The following is a 16,204-nucleotide window of genomic DNA, read 5'->3' as shown; positions in this document are numbered from 1 at the left end:
GGTCGGACAACTACGCCTGCTACTGCACGATCTCGACGATCAACGTGAACGGGATTCGCGCGGCGACCGGCAAGACCGGCAAGGGCATGCTCGAGTGGCTCGCGGCCACCGAGGCCGACATCATCTGCCTGCAGGAGACCCGAGCAACCGACGAGCAGACCCGCAAGGCGCTGGCGCCCGCGCTGGACGCCGGCTGGCATCTCGCACATGCCGAGCCGGGGCTGAAGGGGCGTGCGGGCGTGGGCATCCTGTCCCGGCGCGAGCCGCGCGCGGTGCGGGTCGGCTTCGGCAGCGCGGAGTTCGACGGCATCGGCCGCTACGTCGAGGCGGAGTTCGACGGTCTCACCGTGGCGAGCGTGTACGTGCACACCGGCGAGGCCGACACGCCCATGCAGGACGAGAAGTACCGCTTCCTCGGCGAATTGGGCGCGCACCTGAAGGCACAGCCCGGCGACTTCGTGATCTGCGGCGACTGGAACGTCGCGCACACCGAGCTGGACATCAAGAACTGGAAGGGCAACGTGAAGAACTCGGGCTTCCTGCCCGGCGAACGCGCCTGGATCGACGAGATACTCGCCGCCGGCTACGTCGACGTCGTCCGCACCTTGCACCCCGGCGTCCCCGGCCCATACAGCTGGTGGTCCTACCGAGGCCGAGCCTTCGACAACGACGCCGGCTGGCGCATCGACTACCACCTGGCCCGCGGCGACATCGCGGGCCGCGCGAAACACGCGGTGGTGGAACGCGCCTCGGAGTACGCCCTGCGCTGGTCCGACCACGCCCCGGTCACGGTGCAGTACCGATGAACCTCTCCGACAAGCGAATTCGCACTCTGGTGCTGGCCGGGTTGGCCCTCGCGGTGGTCGTCGCCGAGTCGGTATCTGTGCAACCAGGCTGAATCATGTAAGATGTTGCCCGTCCGACGAATTGAGCCGTCACCTTACCAGCATGGGTACACATCTGGTCAGAGGTGAGGCCGTCTACGCCTTCCTGGGGCCGAGGAAGGTTCGAACCGGTATGGACGTGGGAACAACTGCCGCAATAGCGGTCATCTGTGGATCGGCTGTCTGCATCTATGCCCTTCGGGGCGCACCGCCCGAGACGCGTGCGGAGATCATCAACGCGCTTGCGAACCTGTTCAGAACACCGCACCGGAAAGCGCCGGACGAGGATGAAGATAGTTCCCTTCGTCCCCGAGGTAAGCCGCCAGGGACGTAGCCGCCGGGTCACCAACTGTGCCCGTTTCAGAGATACATCGAGCGGCTACCCGGTCTCTCGACGAGATTTCCCGAATGGTCCCTCATGTTTAGAGTCGTATGGAAACATTCGTTAATGTGAACTATACATTCCGCCACCGTTTCAAAATCGTCAGAGGTAACCATCTGGATGTCAAAGCAGAGACGTATGTGTTGGCTGATTCAGATTTAGAGGGCAAGGTCTCCCTGAGATCGACCATATCTGGCAGGAATATCGACGAGCTGTCGGATTTGGCGGTCCAAGGCATCGGGTACGACAGTGTTGATGATGCCATATGTGCAGGCCGCCGTTGGAAACGATATTTACTCAAAGTATTCGCTCGTCAGATTATCGCAGTGGATTTCGGGGAAGACGACTCGCCCGTCTTCTCTGAAGGCTTTATCGTCAGTGCTTACGTTCCCTTCCCGTTCGGTGAAATCAGCATTTCCGAAGGAGATCGCCTAATCGTGGACAGCGATCAATTGCAAGTGTTTCGAACCGAGCCTTTTCCAAAGTTCATAAACTCTACTGCGGGTGCGAAAGTGGCAGTAGGTATACGCCAGTTCGAAACGCTTCTGCGCGATATCCGAAGATCGGATGTAACAACATGGTCCGTTAAGCGCGATCTCGCGTACCGCCTCGTCCATGATGCATTATGGGACGAAAATCCAGAGGTGCGGTACATCCTCTTGGTAACTGCTGTGGAAGCTCTTCTTGTCGGTCGAACAGTGGAGCCGGATATTCTTGCCGGGCTGGATCGTCTAAAGCGGCTGGTCAAAGCATGGACGGACGGTGAACCATCTGTCAAGAAGCGACTACTGGATCTACTTCGCGAAGACAAGAGGGAATCGATATCGAAGTTGGCCACTGAGAAGGCTGAAATACTCGACGGGGAATATGGAGGCATGGAGCCCGTAGCATATTTCAAAGACGCATACAATATTCGCAGCAATTTAGTTCACGGCAATACGAAAAGGCCCTCCTATGGTGAACTGAGAGCACGCGACTCCGAACTATTGCGGTTCGTTTTGGATCTACTCGATGCCGATGAAGCAGGAAAGGAGCGTCCGGTGCTTTAGCGCTGTTGTCTCTGGTTCTTGTCTAGTCGCGGATGCGTTCCTGTCCTTTGCGTTCTCGTCCGCGCGCTTCCCGGCCGCCGCGAGTCTGGCCGGTCTGTGGTGGCTCGCGGTGCGGTGACTCTATTCCGGGTGTCGGCCGCGTGACCAGCATCAAGTCATTGACCTCGCGGGCCATGTCTCCGGGTTGGCCCTTGGCGGCCAGTTCGCGTTCTCTCTGAGCTTTCAGTGCGAGTCTGTCAGCCGCTTCGCGTTGGAGCCTTCGTGCGGCTTCAGTCGCCTCGCGCTCCCTCTCAGCCTTCTCGGCAGCGTCGGCGGCCTCCCGCTGGCGTACGTTCTCCGCGGCGTCGGCTCGATGACGCCCGGTGTTCTCGTCGGTGTGGCTCTCATTCCGGGCTAGGAGTTCCCCGAGAGTCGGGAACTCCCGCGCCGCTTCCCGTGCGGCTCTGGCTTGCACTCGGGCGCGTTCCTCGCGAGTTTTTCGCTCACGGTCTGCGCGTTGTCGCTCCGCTTTCTCTTCGGCTTCTCGCTGGCGGACGATCTCACGAATATTCGCCAGGCGCTTCCGGGCACGGTCGGCACGGTCCAGTTCGTACGCCCGAACTAATTCGAGTTGCTTCGCAACGAGCGATTGGCCAAGCTTCATCGCTCGCAGCGCATCAGCTCTAGAAACAACCTCGTGGTGGAATCGCCCGCGAAAATCTCGGGCCATGCTTTGCAACTCTTCGCGTATGGTCCTCGGTATTTGCTCGCCCTGGACCGTTTCCCAACCGCTGCGCGTAAGCTGACCTGTTTCGAGCGCTGAGCGTTCCTTCTTCAGTTGTCCATGAGTCTCCCGCTCGTTGATCCGTCCAGACTTGCGTTCGATGGAGCGGGTGCCCCTACCCTCTGTCTTAGCGTTGTCGAGTACTCGCGGACCGTGCTCTGTCCGAATAACGAACTGTCTTACCCAGCCTCTTTCCGGGGTTTCGCCGCGCTCATGCGCTCTCCCCAGTTCGAAATACAGGCCGCGCTCGTAGTTGGTAAGTCCTCGCCGGAACCTGTCGTATTCGTCGGGCACGGCTGTACCCACCCCCGTTTACATCTGGAGTGTCAGGTCGGTATGCCGACCTTGCGAATGCTGTATTCGATCGTTGCCGGCCCGGCGTTGCCGAACAGGCTCTTGGTTATCGCGACCATAGATGTGTCGGTCATCGGGTCGTCGTCGACCCGTATCGAGGGACCGAAATCTGGGTACAGTGCCGAATTCCATTCCGGAATATTCACCCAGCGGACACCGGACCGGCTTCGTGCGCAGCATTCGCCGATGAACCTTACGAGCCGGTCGGCGCTCTCCCGGTTCTCCGGCGAGATGAATCCGGACCAGTCACCGAATACTTGTTTCGACGCTTCAAGGATGTCGAGCAGTAGCGGACGCTTCCACCACTCGTCCGAGTAGTCCGCGATTCCCGGCACAGTGTCAGAGAGGAAGGCGCGTACGTGAGCCTCCATATTCTCGGGAGCAACCCAATCCAAGAACGCTTGTGTCTTGTCGTCGAACTCAATATCGAACCCGATTTGTTCGTCGCTCATTGCTTCCCCTCGCGTCGGCTGTACCGGTAGGCGAGCCTATCGGGTCCGGCCTGAGTCGGGCTTGACTCGTCCGGCCTCGATCAGCGTCCGGAACGTCGCTCGTTTCCGGTCGCAGTCTTCTACCCGGCACTCTCGATGCTGCTGCATCGCCTTATGCGCCTGGTCGGGTGTGAACGGCTCGGCTGGTGCATCGTGCGTCCATCCGACCACAGTCTGTTCGCGGCGTATCCGCTCTTGGATCGCTTCCACGGTCTTGCCGTGGTTGCGATTGCGCCACCTCACACGAAACATCCCTCTCGGAGCATCGTCCAGCGAGCGAAACTCAGTCGCGGAGAGAGTGTTTCGATCTCCGCGAAGTACAAGATCCCGTTGAGCGCGAGTGGGCTCAGGTGTTGCGGTGACGGGGTGATCACCGCATCCACGTCGGCGGACCGCACCTGGTCGGCAAGCGGGGTGAGCGAGGGCTCGGGCCAGATGATCACGTATCCGAGCGAGCGCGCCAGGCGTTGCACTTGGGCGCGGTCCCACATGAGCGCGTCGGTTATCTCCGGATCTACCCAACCCAGCGCGGTCGGTCGATATCGCATCGGTACTCCCGTCCCCGTGTACTCAGCGTGTTGGAAGCGGACACAGAGGGGAACCGGACGGGGTGGTTGTCGGCTACGACCCTCTGTGGCGCGTCTTCGAGATTCCTCGTATCGGCCGAGAATGCGAAGGGTTTCCGCGTCCACAGGTGTCCGCAAGCTCGCTAGGCTGGGCATTGTGAACACCGGCTCACTCCTGCGTGCCGCCCGCGAGGCGGCGGGTATATCGCTGCGTGTGATGGCCGAACGAACTTTCTACAGCCGTTCGTATCTGAGTCAGATCGAGAAAGGGCAGCGGCCGCTACCCGCCGGAGTTGCCGCGGCATACGAACGCGTCTTGGGCACAACAGATTTGGGTCGGCTCACTGTGGCCGCGCGTACGCCGTCCAGCGTGGACGCTCAAGCTCTCGCGGAGGTGGATTCGATGCTGACGAGTATCCGGCGCGTTGAGGACGCCACGGGTGCTCTGGCGGTCCTTCCTGCGGTACGCGGTATGTCCGCGATGGTGGAACAGTTCGTACACGAAGCGCGCACGGTCCAGCGAGAAGCCGCAACGCTGGCGTCCGAGGTGACGCAGTACCGGGCATGGCTGGAACACGCGGTAGGTGCCGATACAGCCGCGCGCCGAAGCATGGACACGGCCGTAGAACTCGCGACCGAAGCACGCGATCCGGACCGGCTCGTACACAGCTTGGGATTCACGGGATACGTCACGTGGGGAGCCACCGGCGACTACGCGGAAGTCCTGGATCTGTCCGACGCCGCACTGAACGTTCCCGGGGCACATCCGGTGGTGACCGCTTATGCCCGTATGCGCCGCGCTGAGTTGCTCGCCGCACGCGGTGAAAGGCGAGAAGCCCTGACCGCGCTGGCGGCTGCTGACGAAGCCGCGGAGGCAGCGAGCGGAGAGCAGGCACCGAACGCTATGTACTGGTGGACCGCCCCGTTCGGCGCGATTCAGCGTGGGGGTGTGTTGTCCCTACTCGGGGAGCACCCGCAGGCCGTAGCGGAGGCCACGGCCGGACTGGCGGACATGCCACCACAGCACCGGGGTACTGAGTGGCTGGCATCTGCGCTACGTCGAGTCGATCCGGATTTGGTGGACGCGTGAACCGCGACTCAGCAACCCGGCTGAGTACTTGGTGGCAGACACATCCAGGTCCGTTGCTGCTCCTACCTCTGTCCACCCACGGTGTTGCACCCGTGCTCTAGCTATCGGGCGGGTGACGTAGATTCGTCAGTCATGACGGATAGCCGTGCTACCAGTAGGGCGCGTAACGGGGTCTGCATGTGGGTTCCTTCCCTGTTCAGGGATGTCTCTAGTGGTTGTATATCCGATTCGATCCGGTGGCGCATCGACTACCACCTGGCCCGCGGCGACATCGCCAACCGCGCGAAACACGCAATTGTGGAACGCGCCTCGGAGTACGCGCAGCGCTGGTCCGACCACGCCCCGGTGACGGTGCAGTACCGATGAACCTCTCCGACAAGAGAATTCGCACGCTGCTGGTGTTGGCCGGGCTGGCGGTCGCGGTGGTTGTCGCGGGTGTGCTCGGGCTGCGGGGCGGTACGGACTCCGGTGGCGGGTCGGCGCAGTCGGTCGCCGCGAGCGCGAGCGTTGCTAAGGCGACTACGAAGGCGGGGAGTACGTCCGCGGGCGCGGTGGCCAGTCGTGCCCCCGGTGTGCCCGATCGCGCCTATCGCACGCTCGAGGAGATCGACGCCGGTCGCTGGCCGGATTCGGCGAACTCGCCCGGCACCAAGGGCGGTGACCAGTGGATGAATCGCGACGGAACACTGGCGAAAAGCGACGCCTCGGGCAAGTCGATCACCTACAAGGAATGGGATGTGAATCCCAAGCAGCGCGGGCAGACCCGGGACGCCGAACGGATCGTCACGGGCAGCGACGGCTCGGCGTACTACACCGGTGACCACTACAAGACGTTCACGAGGATGCGGTAATGACCAGTCCGATGACGTTGGCGCAGTTCCTGTCCGGGCCCGCGGGGGAAGCGACCAGCGGCGCCGACGCGCCGGTGCTCGGCAGTCTCCCGGTCGACGACCGCGAATTCAGCGGCGTGCGATACCGAGTGCCCGACGACTACCGCGTCCGGGAACTGCGCGGCACCCGGATGACCACCACCGCAGGCGTTTTCGACGAGTTCGCCGCGGCGTTCCAGTTCCCGTACTACTTCGGCGAGAACAAGGACGCGTTCGACGAATCCCTGCGCGACCTCGACGATTTCGTCGGCCGCGGGCGGGGCTACGTCGTGGTGGTGCGGGACGCGGACCGGCTGCTGGCCGACCAGCCCGAGCAGCGGAAGTGGTTCGCCGAGGCGATGCGCGACGCGGCCGCCTACTGGTCCGTCCGCGACACCGTGTTCCGGGTCGTCCTGCAGGGCGCCGCCGTCGACGCGGTGCCCCTCACCCTGTGACGCGCGGCCGGGCCGAGCGCAGCCGCCCGGCCAGGTCCTCGCCGAGCAGGACGAAGACGTCGGTGGTGTGGTCGATCAGCTCGTCGCGGGACATGGGCAGGTCGCCCTGCACCCAGCTGGTCAAGGTCTGGGCGAGTCCGCCCACCAGATAGGTGGCGCGGAAGGCGATCGCCGGGTCGGGCTCGGTGCTGGTGAATTCGTAGAAGTCGATGCCCTGGGCCGCAACGAGATTCGCGAACGAGCGGATGGTCTCAAGCGTGCGGGCGCGCAACTCGGGGGTCGCGGTGCCGACGATCGAGGCCACCCGGGCCTTGCGGGGATCGTCGGTGAGCACATGGATGCCGGCCGCGATCGCCGCGTGGGCGGTGCCGCGGGTGTCGGCGGGCGCGGTGCGCAGGGCCGCCACGATCGCGTCCGCCAATTCCTCGGCGACGCCGTCGAACAGCGCGGCCAGCACGGCGTCACGACCGTCGAACTGCTCGTAGTAGTAGCGCTCGTTGAGGCCCGCCCGGGCGCACAGCCCGGCGACGGTCAGCTTCTCCAGGCCCTGGGTGCCGATGATCTCCAGCGCGGCTTCGAGGAGGGCGGAGCGCCGCTGGGCACGACGTTCCTCCGCGGAGACCCCGCCGTACGTCCGTTGCGCTGCCACGCCCCGATTGTGGCACGGCGCGGCCCGGGTCGATTCTGGCAGCACGTCTTGCCAGAATTCGATTTCTGGTGGATCCTATTGCCAGATGCTCTGTACCGAGGAGGCGACGATGCCCGAGGCCGGTTATTTCCCCGACGATTCGATGATTCGACGGGTCATGCGCAAGCGCGCGGTGGGTCTCACCTACGGTCAGCGCGCCCTGGTCGTCGGTGCCGTGCATCCGCTGCTGTACGTGGGGACGGCCGAGAACACCGAGCACCGCACGACGCCGTACACGCGGCTCGCGCTCACCGGCCGGTTGTTCGAGGCGGTGTTCCTGGGCAGCAAGGACGAGGCCGACCGCGCGCTGTCGTTCACTCACAAAAAGCATGTGCGAGTACAGGGTTCGCTGCCCGAGGACGCCGGGCCGCACCATCCCGCGGGCAGCGGCTACTCCGCGACGAACCCGCACCTGATGTTCATGACGATGGCCTTCACCTTCGATTCCGCCGAGGTCATGCACGACCTGCTGGTCCGCAGGCTCACCGCCGCCGAACGTGAGGACCTGTATCAGGACTACGTGCGCTGGGGTGAGCTGTTCGGCATGCCGCGCGCGGCGGCCCCCGCCGACTACCCGGCTTTCCGCCGCTACTTCGACGACTATCTCGCCTCCGACGAGGTCCACCTCACCGAGGAGGCGCACCTGGTCGGCTCCTACCTGGCGGGCAAGCGGGTGCCCTACCCGCTGCGCGCGCCGCTGCACCAGGTCACCTCGAGTGTGTTCCTGCTGATCCAGGGCAGCCTGCCGCCGCGCATCCGCAGCATGTACGGAATACGTTGGGGCGCAAGGGAAGAACTGTCCTTCCGCACCCTCGCCCGCGCCGTCCGCACCGCGCACTTCACCCCGCCGCTCGCCCCGCGCCCGCTGCGCACCACCCTCGCCGGGCCGAGCGCCCCGGTCTACCGCCTGCTCAGCCGCCGCGAACACGAGCTGGTCAGCTCGGGTCGGCCCAGCATGCCGGGCGTGGATCCGCTGAACCACGCGCAGCGCGGAATCGGGTGAGGGCGTTCAGTCCGCGCTGACGCCCGGACCGCCGTTCTCCACCCGCCCGGTGATCCGGCGCCGGAACTCGGGTTCCTCGATCGCGGTGACTTCCACGTCGTACCAACCGCTTTCGGTGTTCCACTCCACCGTGCGGCTCGCCCCGGCCGCCACCTCGACCTCCTGGGACGACCCGCCGTAGCGCAGGGGAGTGAGCACCGCGGTGATCGCCCGCCGACCTCGATTGGTGAGTGCGATCCGCACCTCGGCGCCTGCCGGTACGGTCCCGACCTCGAGTCCCGCCGCCGCGCCGCCGGTGTGCCCGCGCATCTCGTACCAGAACCGATTCGGTCCCTGCACCACCAGGTCGTAGGGGCCCTCGCCGCGGAATGCCTCGGTCTTCTCGCCGCGCACATCGCAATGGCGCGGGCTGTCGGCCGTGCCGTCGAACGGGTAGAGCGTGAAGTGCGCCGACGCCGAACCGCTGTTGATCAGCCGGACGGTCGGCCCGGTCGCGGACACCGACCCCGCCGCCGACGGCTGATAGGGCAGCGGCCGCGCGGGCCGCGACCCGCGTTCCTGCTCGGGCATCGACGGCGTGGCGGGCGGCAGCGGCGTCCACCGGGCGGCCGGCGGCGGAATCTTCTCGGGGCGGCGCAGGGTCGGCGGTTTGCCCGCGGTGCGGAAGTCGAAGACGGACCGCATGTTCCCGCACACCGTCCGCCGCCAATCGCTGATATTCGGCTCGCGCACGCCCGTCCACTGTTCCAGGAACCGCAGCACCGACGTGTGGTCGAAGACCTCGGAGTTGACGAATCCGCCGATGGTCCACGGCGATACGACGGTCATCGGCACCCGGGGCCCGAGCCCGATCGCCCGGCCGTCGTACCAGTCCTCGCCGCCCGGCGGCGGCACCGGCGACGCCACGTGATCGAAGTACCCGTCGTTCTCGTCGAAGGTGAGGAAGATCGCCGTCCGCGACCAGGTCTCCGGATCGGACGCGACGATGTCGAGCACGTGGTAGATCAGGTTCGCGCTGCCCACCGGCGTCGACGAGGACGGGTGCTCGCTGAACTCCGCGGGCGGCACCAGCCAGCTGACCTTCGGCAAGGTGCCCGCCTCGATGTCGGCGGCGACCCGGCGCAGCAGGGTGTCGGGTTCGCTGCGGTACATCGCCCGGTCGAACAGATCGCGCTCCGGTGCGCTCAGTCGCTCCCGCGCCGCGTCCAATTGCGACAGCAGCCGGCGCTGCTCGTCGGGCGGTTTCTGTCGCAGCGCCTCGTAGAACTTCTCGGTCGTCGGGTAGTTGCCCTCTACCTGCGACAGCAACTTCGTCCCGAGCCTTTTGAACGGCGCGAAATACTCGACCGGATTGTCGGTGAAGTTGTCCCACTCCTGGTAGATCTGCCACGAGACGCCCGCGGCCTGCAATCGTTCCGGGTAGGTGGTCCACTCGTAGCCCGGGTGTGCCGCGTCGTAGGCGGCATTGTCGACGGCGCGCCGATCGGTCCCGGGTTCGTAGCCGGTGGTGCCGGTGAAGAAGTAGTTGCGATTCGGGTTCGTGCCGCCGAACAGCGAGCAGTGGTAGGCGTCGCAGAGGGTGAAGGCGTCGGCGAGTTCGTATTGCAGCGGCAGGTCGCGGCGCTCGTAATAGGTCATGGTCGCCGCGGTTTTGGCCGGGATCCAGCCGTCCCACCAGCCCCGCGCCCACGCGGCGGTGCTGCCGTCCCATTCGTGGTCGAGGCTGTCGAGGTAGTGGATGTCGGTGCCGGGGCGGCCCGCCTGCGCCGCCGCCTGCCGCAGCGAGAACGGCAGTACCGCGTCGGCGGCCGTCGAGATCACGGATCGCGGCTGTGCGAAGACCGCGGCCCCGTTGCGCAGGCGCAGCGGCGTCGAGTCGGAGAAGCCGCGCACGCCCCGCAGGGTCCCGAAGTAGTGGTCGAACGAGCGGTTCTCCTGCATCAGCAGGATCACGTGCTCGACGGCCTGCAGCCCACCCGGCCGCATCGGCGCCGCCATCGCCCGGTGCAGGGACGGCGGCAGCAGGGACAGCGATGCCGAACCGGCCGCCAGCCCGATCGCCGAGCCGATCAGCCGCCGCCGCGAGATGCTGGCCATGAGGCCAGTAAACCATTTGCTGAGAGATTGCCATGGATGTCGTGGTGGTGCCGGTCGGCGGCCCGTCGCGGCATGGAAAGATCTGAAGCATGTCGAGTCCCGCAGCACCCGGTGAGCGCAAGCAGCGTGTCCTGTCCGGCATCCAGCCGACCAGCGATTCCTTCCACCTCGGCAACTACCTTGGCGCGCTGCAATATTGGGTGACGCTGCAGGACGACTACGACGCCCTCTACTTCATCCCCGACATGCACGCCATCACCGTCACGCAGGATCCCAAGCAGCTGCGCAACCGCACCAAGCGCGCGGCCGCGCAGCTGCTGGCGCTGGGCATCGACCCCAAGCGCTCGACCCTGTTCGTGCAGAGCCAGGTGCCCGAGCACGCCGAGCTGACCTGGGTGCTCAACTGCATCACCGGCTTCGGCGAGGCCAGCCGGATGACCCAGTTCAAGGACAAGTCGGCGCGGCAGGGCGCGGAGAACGCCACCGTCGGGCTGTTCACCTACCCGGTGCTGATGGCCGCCGACATCCTGCTGTACCGGGCGCATCAGGTGCCGGTCGGCGAGGATCAGCGCCAGCACCTGGAGCTGACCCGCAACCTGGCGCAGCGGTTCAACACCCGGTTCAAGAAGACCTTCGTGGTGCCCGAGGCGCACATCGTCTCCGGCACCGCCAAGATCTACGACCTGCAGGATCCGACGTCGAAGATGAGCAAGTCGGCCGCCAGCGACGCCGGTCTGCTCAACCTGCTCGACGACCCGAAGATCTCGGCGAAGAAGATCCGCTCCGCCGTCACCGACACCGAGCGCGAAATCCGCTACGACCCCGAACACAAGGCGGGCGTTAGCAATCTGCTGGTTATTCTCTCGTCGCTCACCGGCACGCCGATCGTGACGCTGGAGAATGATTACGCCGGCAAGGGGTATGGCGATCTCAAGGGCGATGTGGCCGACGCACTGGTCGAATTTGTCACGCCGTTGCAGACGAAGGTGCAAGAGTATCTGGACGACCAAGGCGAACTCGACCGCATCCTCGGTGCGGGCGCCGAGCGTGCTCGGGAAATCGCCGGCAACACCCTCGCGCAGGTGTACGACCGAGTGGGGTTCCTGCCCCGCTGAGGTACTCGCGCAGGGGCTGTGCACGACCGCCGACCGCGCGGGCCCTCGCGGTGACGCACGCTGCCGTCTCCGGGTTGCCGCGCGGCCGGCCGACAGTTTCGGGAGGAACGGGTGTTCGGCAAGGTCAAGGCGCGGATCGAACGCGAGGTACAGGCTCGGCCGTGGCTGGACCACGCCGTTCGCGCGGGTGGGCGGTATCAGCGCCAACGCGGTGACTACTACGCCGCGGGCATCACGTATTTCACTGTGCTGTCGCTGTTTCCGCTGGTGATGGTCGGGTTCGCGGTGGCCGGTTTCGTGCTGGCGCGCAACCCGGACCTGTTGAACGAACTGCAGCAGAAGGTGATCGAGAAGATCCCCGGTTCGTTCGGCGGGCAGCTGACCGATCTGATCAACCAGGCGATCAAGTCGCGCACCAGCGTCGGCGTGCTCGGTCTGGTCGGCGCCCTCTACGCCGGGCTGGGCTGGATGGCCAACCTGCGCGCCGCGCTCACCGAACAGTGGGAACAGAAGACGCCCGAAGGCAATTGGGTCGGCAGCAAGATCTCCGACCTGCTCGCGCTGCTCGGACTCGGTGCGGCGATGGTGGTCTCGCTGGGCCTGTCGGCGCTGGCCGGCAGCGATCTGGGCCGCAGCGTCCTGAAATCCGTGCACCTGGACACCGCGCCCGGCGTCGGCGTGCTGCTCACCGTCCTCTCCCTCGTCCTGGCCGTCCTCGCCTCCTGGGCGGTCTTCGTCTGGATCATCGCCCGCCTGCCCCGCGAGCCCGTCACCGCCGTCAGCGCCGTGAAGGCCGCCCTGCTCGCCGCCCTCGCCTTCGAGATCTGGAAACAGATCGCCAGCATCTACCTGAAATCCGTCCTCAACAGCCCCGCCGGCGTAGCCTTCGGCCCCATCATCGGCCTGATGGTCTTCGCCTACATCACCGCCCGCATAATCCTCTTCGCCACCGCCTGGGCCGCCACCGCCCGAGAAAACGACCCCGAACCCGAAATCCCGCCTCCGCCACCGGCAGTAATCGAGCCGAGGGTGAATGTGGGGATGACCGCGCGCACGGGGGCGGCGTTGTTCGGGGCGGGGGCCGTGGCGGGGGTTTTGGCGGGGTGGCGGGGGAGGCGGTAGGGGTCGCCCCCTTCAGTACGTGCGCTGTGAGTATTGCTGAGTCATACGTACGATTTCGTTGCGGATCATCTCTTGTGAGCAAGGGATGACGTGGAAGTCGTTGTGTTGCTCACGATGCAGGTATCGGCCGTCTCCCTCCACGTCGAACCAGCTCAGGTACTGAGGTGGGAGCGGGCGGCTGCTACGTACCTCGCAGCGGACTTCGATGTGGCCGGATCCGGCGCGCGGAGCGCGGAGTAGGCGGCGCATCCGGTCTGACGTCGTTTCCCTTGTGCCGGACCAGGACTCGAGATCTTTGCGAATCCGGTCAGCGGACTCCACCAGCGCCGGCTGCCGACCTGCCGGAACGTCTCCGAGTACCGCGGCGAATACTTTGGGGACGATAGCCGGCGATCCGAGCTCGATGACGACGTTGCCACCGAAATCATCTCGCGGGCCAGGCCGTTGCACGAACGTTAGGCCTACGTTCGTATCGATTGCACCGTACGCACGTAGCGGTCTTCGTCGAGTTCCGGTCAGCGCCAGAGACGTTTCAGGGTCGGCCGCGACGCGGAGCATGGCCGACACATCCGGATCACCACCGAGCGGTAGTCGCTGCCGTAGTTCGCGAGCGATCTGTTCGAACTCGTCTTCCCATTGAACCGACGCGAGCAGCCGCAGCGGAAACGGATAGCGGTCCTGCCCCGTCTCCTTCCAAATGTGCATGAACTCGTCGGATGTGAATTCCCACCTCACCGAGCGATGCCCCCGTGCTCGTCATGTGATCGTGGGGAAGACTGTGCTGCAGGGATATCCGCGCCGATCGCTTGCGGAACTGTCGGATCGATCGTTCCGATCAACTCGTCTTCTCGATTGCGTATGAGCCAGTCAGGTGTCCTGTGGTCCGACTCCGACTCTCCTTTCTGCTTTCCGCCACCGCCACCGGGACCCATCATGCCGGGCGCACCGGCGCGCGCCGCCGCTGCGCCGCCTGCGAGCGTCGCGGCCGCGGCTGCATTTCCGGTTCCCGGCGACCCTGGCACGCTGCGACCGGAGCCGCCGGCGTTGACGCCACCGGGGCCACCCGCAGTTCCGCCCCTGCCCGACAAACCGGCCCCGCCTGGGCTACCGCCTCTGCCCGCAGAGCCGGAGGTCACACCCGCGGCCGTCGTACTCGCGTCGCCGCCGGAGGATGTCGGCTTCGCTGTTGCGGAACCGCCCTGCCCGCTCTGCTGTTGCCCGGATTGTGAATCTTGGCTCAGCCCGGCGGTATCGACGGAGGCAGGATCGGTGCCCGGCGCTTGCTCATCACCGCGGGCGTTCTCGCCGCCGTTGCCGTCGGCTGCGGGGCCGTTGCTGCCGCTGTTGATGCCACCTGGTGTGACGCCGCCTGCACCGTCGTCGACTCCGTTTTCTCCCGGTGCCTGGACCGGCACGAACGTCGGAATTCCGGAACCGGCAGGGCCGTAGGTCGGCTTGTATTGATTGTTCATCGTGTCGATAGCGGCACGATGCAACGCCTCGACCCCGCGCTGGTACGCGACTTCCATGCCGTCGCTGTCCGAGGCCAGACCCGAAAGCATCGCGGCCAGCGCAACCTGCGTGCCTGACAGCGCATCGGGAGACTCCGGCCCGTTCAGCGGGCTCGCGGGCGGTGGCACAGACATTCGGACCACCTCTGCCGCATGAGCCGCTGCCTTGATGCGGTGCCCGCAGGTCTGGATGACCTCTTGCACGTCGAACGCCTGTTGATAAAACTTTTGGGCGGCTGCCAAAGCCGCATCGGCCATCTTCCCATCGATGCCCTCGGCGAGGGCCTTCTGAATCGACATGTGCATGCCGAGCAGGCCGCCGCTCAAGTTGTGGGAAATGCTGATCCAGACATCGGCGCGATCATGCATCGTACCGGGATCCATTTTTTGCGCATTGGCATAGATCTCGGCGTGTGGACGACCTTCGAACTGCTCCATCCTCGTGATGTAGTCGGGGTCTTTGCCGTCGTAGGAAATGCTGGTCTGGAGCTGTTCGGCGCCTTGTTGCTGAGAGCGCGCGTTCGATTGGTCGCGCCCGACGTCCAGCGGCGCGTACCGAGGGACCTCGGGCCCCATCGCGGCAAGAGCAGCCGGATTGGTGTTTATATCGATATAACGGTCCGCCACGATCAGTTTTCCTTGCCGATATCAGGTTCGATAGCGGAGGCAATGTCGAGAAGGCCTTGGCAGGGCGGGGTTTCCTGCGGATTGGTGAGATCCGTCAGATTCACGGCTACCTGTGTGAATCCGGCTTCGGTACGGAGATCGATTTCGCAGGCACCTGCCAATTGCGGATCGCGAACCCACAGCGCCTCACGGCCGTTCACCGAGGTCGGCTCACTCCAGGCGCCGTTTTTCTTCAAATTTTCGTCCCATGTCGCGTTGGTCGAATCCACGGCCAGGTCTCGCAACCGAGACGAAAATTCACAGGTCAAAAAGATGGTCTCCGCGACGGTGTCGTGACCGCGCTTCCGCGACTTGGGATCGAATCCGGCTTTGGTGATCGACGCGTCGCTCACCCACGTGCAGGGATCGAAGACAACCTTCGGTCGGCCCGACGAACTGGAGTACTTGTTGTCCTGCGGCGGTGGCTGCAAGCTCGAGGCGGTGAGAGTGGGGCGTGATGCTCCGGTGCTCGACGCGGAAGTGGTAGCCGAAGTCCCGTCCGAGCCCTCACTGCTCGAGCATCCACCTACCGTGATGGCGACAGTGCCTGCCAGAACCGCCACCGGGACCGACACGAACAACTTCACTTCTGAACCCCAATCGTCGTCGTATTGATGGCCCGGGCGTGCATCGCATCCGCTTGGGTGACCAGATTGCCGGCGCGTAGGTAAGCGGCGGCCATCTTGAGCGCTGCCTGCTTCATACCGGTCAGCGCCTGGAGCATCTCGTTGGCTTTGCTGGTGAACCCGCCCTGCAACTCCGTCGACGAGTCGAAGCCGCCGAACCCCTCGTGCCGCTGTACCCGCTGGGCCAACTTGAGTTGCGGTTCGATGGTCATCTCGACGAAGCGAGAGTACACATCGGCGCACCGTTGAGCGGCACCCTCGTCCATGCGGAAGGTCCCCGATGTGGCCTGCTCGTAGAGCGCTTTCGCTGTCGACTGCCCCACGTCCACCGACAGGCCCTCCCTTCGTGCTCGATCGCTTACCTTACTGGACGCGCTGCCAGGCGACTTGGTTCCCTGGAGTCGCGGATTTGCCTCTTGCCGAGGCGAAGGCCTTCACAGTGCGGCGGCCCGAAGGAGGCTCGCCCATGGAGC

Annotated in this window: 17 protein-coding genes and 1 pseudogene; 9 read left to right on the top strand and 9 right to left on the bottom strand. The window is 65.1% G+C overall.

Annotated features, from left to right (window positions below; genetic code table 11):
• Nucleotides 1–86 precede the first annotated feature (86 nt).
• A complete protein-coding gene (locus tag IU476_RS13830; protein ID WP_228823717.1) occupies nucleotides 87–806 on the top strand; it encodes an exodeoxyribonuclease III in 720 nt (239 codons plus the stop codon).
• 528 nt (nucleotides 807–1,334) lie between these two features.
• Nucleotides 1,335–2,315: a HEPN domain-containing protein gene (locus IU476_RS13825; protein WP_195100189.1), complete on the top strand. Its 981-nt coding sequence runs from the start codon at nucleotides 1,335–1,337 to the stop codon at nucleotides 2,313–2,315.
• Between the two features lie 22 nt (nucleotides 2,316–2,337).
• Here IU476_RS13825 and IU476_RS13820 read toward each other — a convergent pair whose 3' ends face one another.
• The 3 genes from IU476_RS13820 to IU476_RS13810 all read right to left on the bottom strand — a co-directional run bounded on the left by IU476_RS13820 (nucleotide 2,338) and on the right by IU476_RS13810 (nucleotide 4,471).
• On the bottom strand, nucleotides 2,338–3,372 hold the full coding sequence (locus IU476_RS13820; RefSeq protein ID WP_195100186.1) for a hypothetical protein: 1,035 nt from the start codon (nucleotides 3,370–3,372) through the stop codon (nucleotides 2,338–2,340).
• 32 nt (nucleotides 3,373–3,404) lie between these two features.
• Nucleotides 3,405–3,884 carry a hypothetical protein gene (locus IU476_RS13815; RefSeq protein ID WP_195100183.1) on the bottom strand — a complete coding sequence of 160 codons (480 nt, stop codon included), beginning with the start codon at nucleotides 3,882–3,884 and terminating at the stop codon, nucleotides 3,405–3,407.
• Between the two features lie 278 nt (nucleotides 3,885–4,162).
• Entirely contained in the window at nucleotides 4,163–4,471 is a 309-nt protein-coding gene (locus tag IU476_RS13810) for a hypothetical protein (protein ID WP_195100180.1), read from the bottom strand.
• Between IU476_RS13810 and IU476_RS13805 the strand changes: the two genes are divergently transcribed.
• The 4 genes and pseudogenes from IU476_RS13805 to IU476_RS13790 all read left to right on the top strand — a co-directional run bounded on the left by IU476_RS13805 (nucleotide 4,359) and on the right by IU476_RS13790 (nucleotide 6,903).
• Entirely contained in the window at nucleotides 4,359–5,579 is a 1,221-nt protein-coding gene (locus IU476_RS13805) for a helix-turn-helix domain-containing protein (protein WP_500048425.1), read from the top strand. The two genes, IU476_RS13810 and IU476_RS13805, sit on opposite strands and share 113 nt — an antisense overlap.
• 237 nt (nucleotides 5,580–5,816) lie before the next feature.
• Nucleotides 5,817–5,945: pseudogene (locus tag IU476_RS13800) on the top strand (exodeoxyribonuclease III); the annotation flags it as partial.
• Entirely contained in the window at nucleotides 5,942–6,430 is a 489-nt protein-coding gene (locus IU476_RS13795; protein ID WP_195100174.1) for a guanyl-specific ribonuclease, read from the top strand. The pseudogene IU476_RS13800 and the gene IU476_RS13795, both read left to right, overlap by 4 nt.
• Complete coding sequence (locus IU476_RS13790; RefSeq protein ID WP_195100170.1) at nucleotides 6,430–6,903, top strand: barstar family protein; 474 nt, start codon at nucleotides 6,430–6,432, stop codon at nucleotides 6,901–6,903. Before IU476_RS13795 ends, IU476_RS13790 begins: the two co-directional genes overlap by 1 nt.
• Here IU476_RS13790 and IU476_RS13785 read toward each other — a convergent pair.
• Nucleotides 6,893–7,552 carry a TetR/AcrR family transcriptional regulator gene (locus IU476_RS13785; protein ID WP_195100168.1) on the bottom strand — a complete coding sequence of 220 codons (660 nt, stop codon included), beginning with the start codon at nucleotides 7,550–7,552 and terminating at the stop codon, nucleotides 6,893–6,895. The two genes, IU476_RS13790 and IU476_RS13785, sit on opposite strands and share 11 nt — an antisense overlap.
• 109 nt (nucleotides 7,553–7,661) lie before the next feature.
• On the opposite strand from IU476_RS13785, the gene IU476_RS13780 reads away from it, so the two are divergent.
• The gene (locus IU476_RS13780; protein WP_195100165.1) at nucleotides 7,662–8,594 is read left to right on the top strand and encodes an oxygenase MpaB family protein; all 933 of its coding nucleotides are present in this window, start codon (nucleotides 7,662–7,664) and stop codon (nucleotides 8,592–8,594) included.
• 6 nt (nucleotides 8,595–8,600) lie between these two features.
• Here IU476_RS13780 and IU476_RS13775 read toward each other — a convergent pair whose 3' ends face one another.
• Nucleotides 8,601–10,691, bottom strand: coding sequence for a phosphocholine-specific phospholipase C (locus IU476_RS13775; RefSeq protein ID WP_195100163.1), 2,091 nt, complete (start codon nucleotides 10,689–10,691; stop codon nucleotides 8,601–8,603).
• A gap of 89 nt (nucleotides 10,692–10,780) precedes the next feature.
• Between IU476_RS13775 and trpS the strand changes: the two genes are divergently transcribed.
• Nucleotides 10,781–11,806 (top strand): tryptophan--tRNA ligase, encoded by a 1,026-nt coding sequence (gene trpS, locus IU476_RS13770; protein ID WP_195100161.1) that lies wholly within the window; start codon nucleotides 10,781–10,783, stop codon nucleotides 11,804–11,806.
• Nucleotides 11,807–11,917: 111 nt separating this feature from the next.
• Nucleotides 11,918–12,928 (top strand): inner membrane protein YhjD, encoded by a 1,011-nt coding sequence (yhjD, locus tag IU476_RS13765; protein ID WP_195100159.1) that lies wholly within the window; start codon nucleotides 11,918–11,920, stop codon nucleotides 12,926–12,928.
• A gap of 12 nt (nucleotides 12,929–12,940) precedes the next feature.
• On the opposite strand, the gene IU476_RS13760 is transcribed toward yhjD, so the two are convergent.
• The 4 genes from IU476_RS13760 to IU476_RS13745 are packed head-to-tail and all read right to left on the bottom strand — an operon-like array spanning nucleotide 12,941 to nucleotide 16,060.
• The gene (locus IU476_RS13760) at nucleotides 12,941–13,663 is read right to left on the bottom strand and encodes an ESX secretion-associated protein EspG (RefSeq protein ID WP_195100157.1); all 723 of its coding nucleotides are present in this window, start codon (nucleotides 13,661–13,663) and stop codon (nucleotides 12,941–12,943) included.
• The gene (locus tag IU476_RS13755; protein WP_195100155.1) at nucleotides 13,660–15,066 is read right to left on the bottom strand and encodes a hypothetical protein; all 1,407 of its coding nucleotides are present in this window, start codon (nucleotides 15,064–15,066) and stop codon (nucleotides 13,660–13,662) included. The genes IU476_RS13760 and IU476_RS13755 overlap by 4 nt, the downstream gene beginning before the upstream one ends.
• Before the next feature lie 2 nt (nucleotides 15,067–15,068).
• Nucleotides 15,069–15,692: a DUF3558 domain-containing protein gene (locus IU476_RS13750; protein ID WP_195100153.1), complete on the bottom strand. Its 624-nt coding sequence runs from the start codon at nucleotides 15,690–15,692 to the stop codon at nucleotides 15,069–15,071.
• Nucleotides 15,689–16,060, bottom strand: a complete 372-nt coding sequence (locus tag IU476_RS13745; RefSeq protein ID WP_195100151.1) for a hypothetical protein — start codon at nucleotides 16,058–16,060, stop codon at nucleotides 15,689–15,691. Before IU476_RS13745 ends, IU476_RS13750 begins: the two co-directional genes overlap by 4 nt.
• Nucleotides 16,061–16,204: the final 144 nt, after the last annotated feature.

This window comes from Nocardia blacklockiae (genome assembly GCF_015477355.1).
Lineage (GTDB): Bacteria > Actinomycetota > Actinomycetes > Mycobacteriales > Mycobacteriaceae > Nocardia > Nocardia blacklockiae.
The sequence above is the reverse complement of the archived record's forward strand: the minus strand, read 5'-3'. Positions and strand labels throughout refer to the sequence as shown.

Bases quoted from the DNA above. Each gene is read 5' to 3' on its own strand.
- IU476_RS13795 (WP_195100174.1), top strand. From the start codon at position 5,942: ATGAACCTCTCCGACAAGAGAATTCGCACGCTGCTGGTGTTGGCCGGG.
- IU476_RS13780 (WP_195100165.1), top strand. From the start codon at position 7,662: ATGCCCGAGGCCGGTTATTTCCCCGACGATTCGATGATTCGACGGGTC.
- IU476_RS13790 (WP_195100170.1), top strand. From the start codon at position 6,430: ATGACCAGTCCGATGACGTTGGCGCAGTTCCTGTCCGGGCCCGCGGGG.
- IU476_RS13775 (WP_195100163.1), bottom strand. From the start codon at position 10,691: ATGGCCAGCATCTCGCGGCGGCGGCTGATCGGCTCGGCGATCGGGCTG.
- trpS (WP_195100161.1), top strand. From the start codon at position 10,781: ATGTCGAGTCCCGCAGCACCCGGTGAGCGCAAGCAGCGTGTCCTGTCC.
- IU476_RS13815 (WP_195100183.1), bottom strand. From the start codon at position 3,884: ATGAGCGACGAACAAATCGGGTTCGATATTGAGTTCGACGACAAGACA.
- IU476_RS13810 (WP_195100180.1), bottom strand. From the start codon at position 4,471: ATGCGATATCGACCGACCGCGCTGGGTTGGGTAGATCCGGAGATAACC.
- IU476_RS13830 (WP_228823717.1), top strand. From the start codon at position 87: ATGCTCGAGTGGCTCGCGGCCACCGAGGCCGACATCATCTGCCTGCAG.
- IU476_RS13805 (WP_500048425.1), top strand. From the start codon at position 4,359: ATGATCACGTATCCGAGCGAGCGCGCCAGGCGTTGCACTTGGGCGCGG.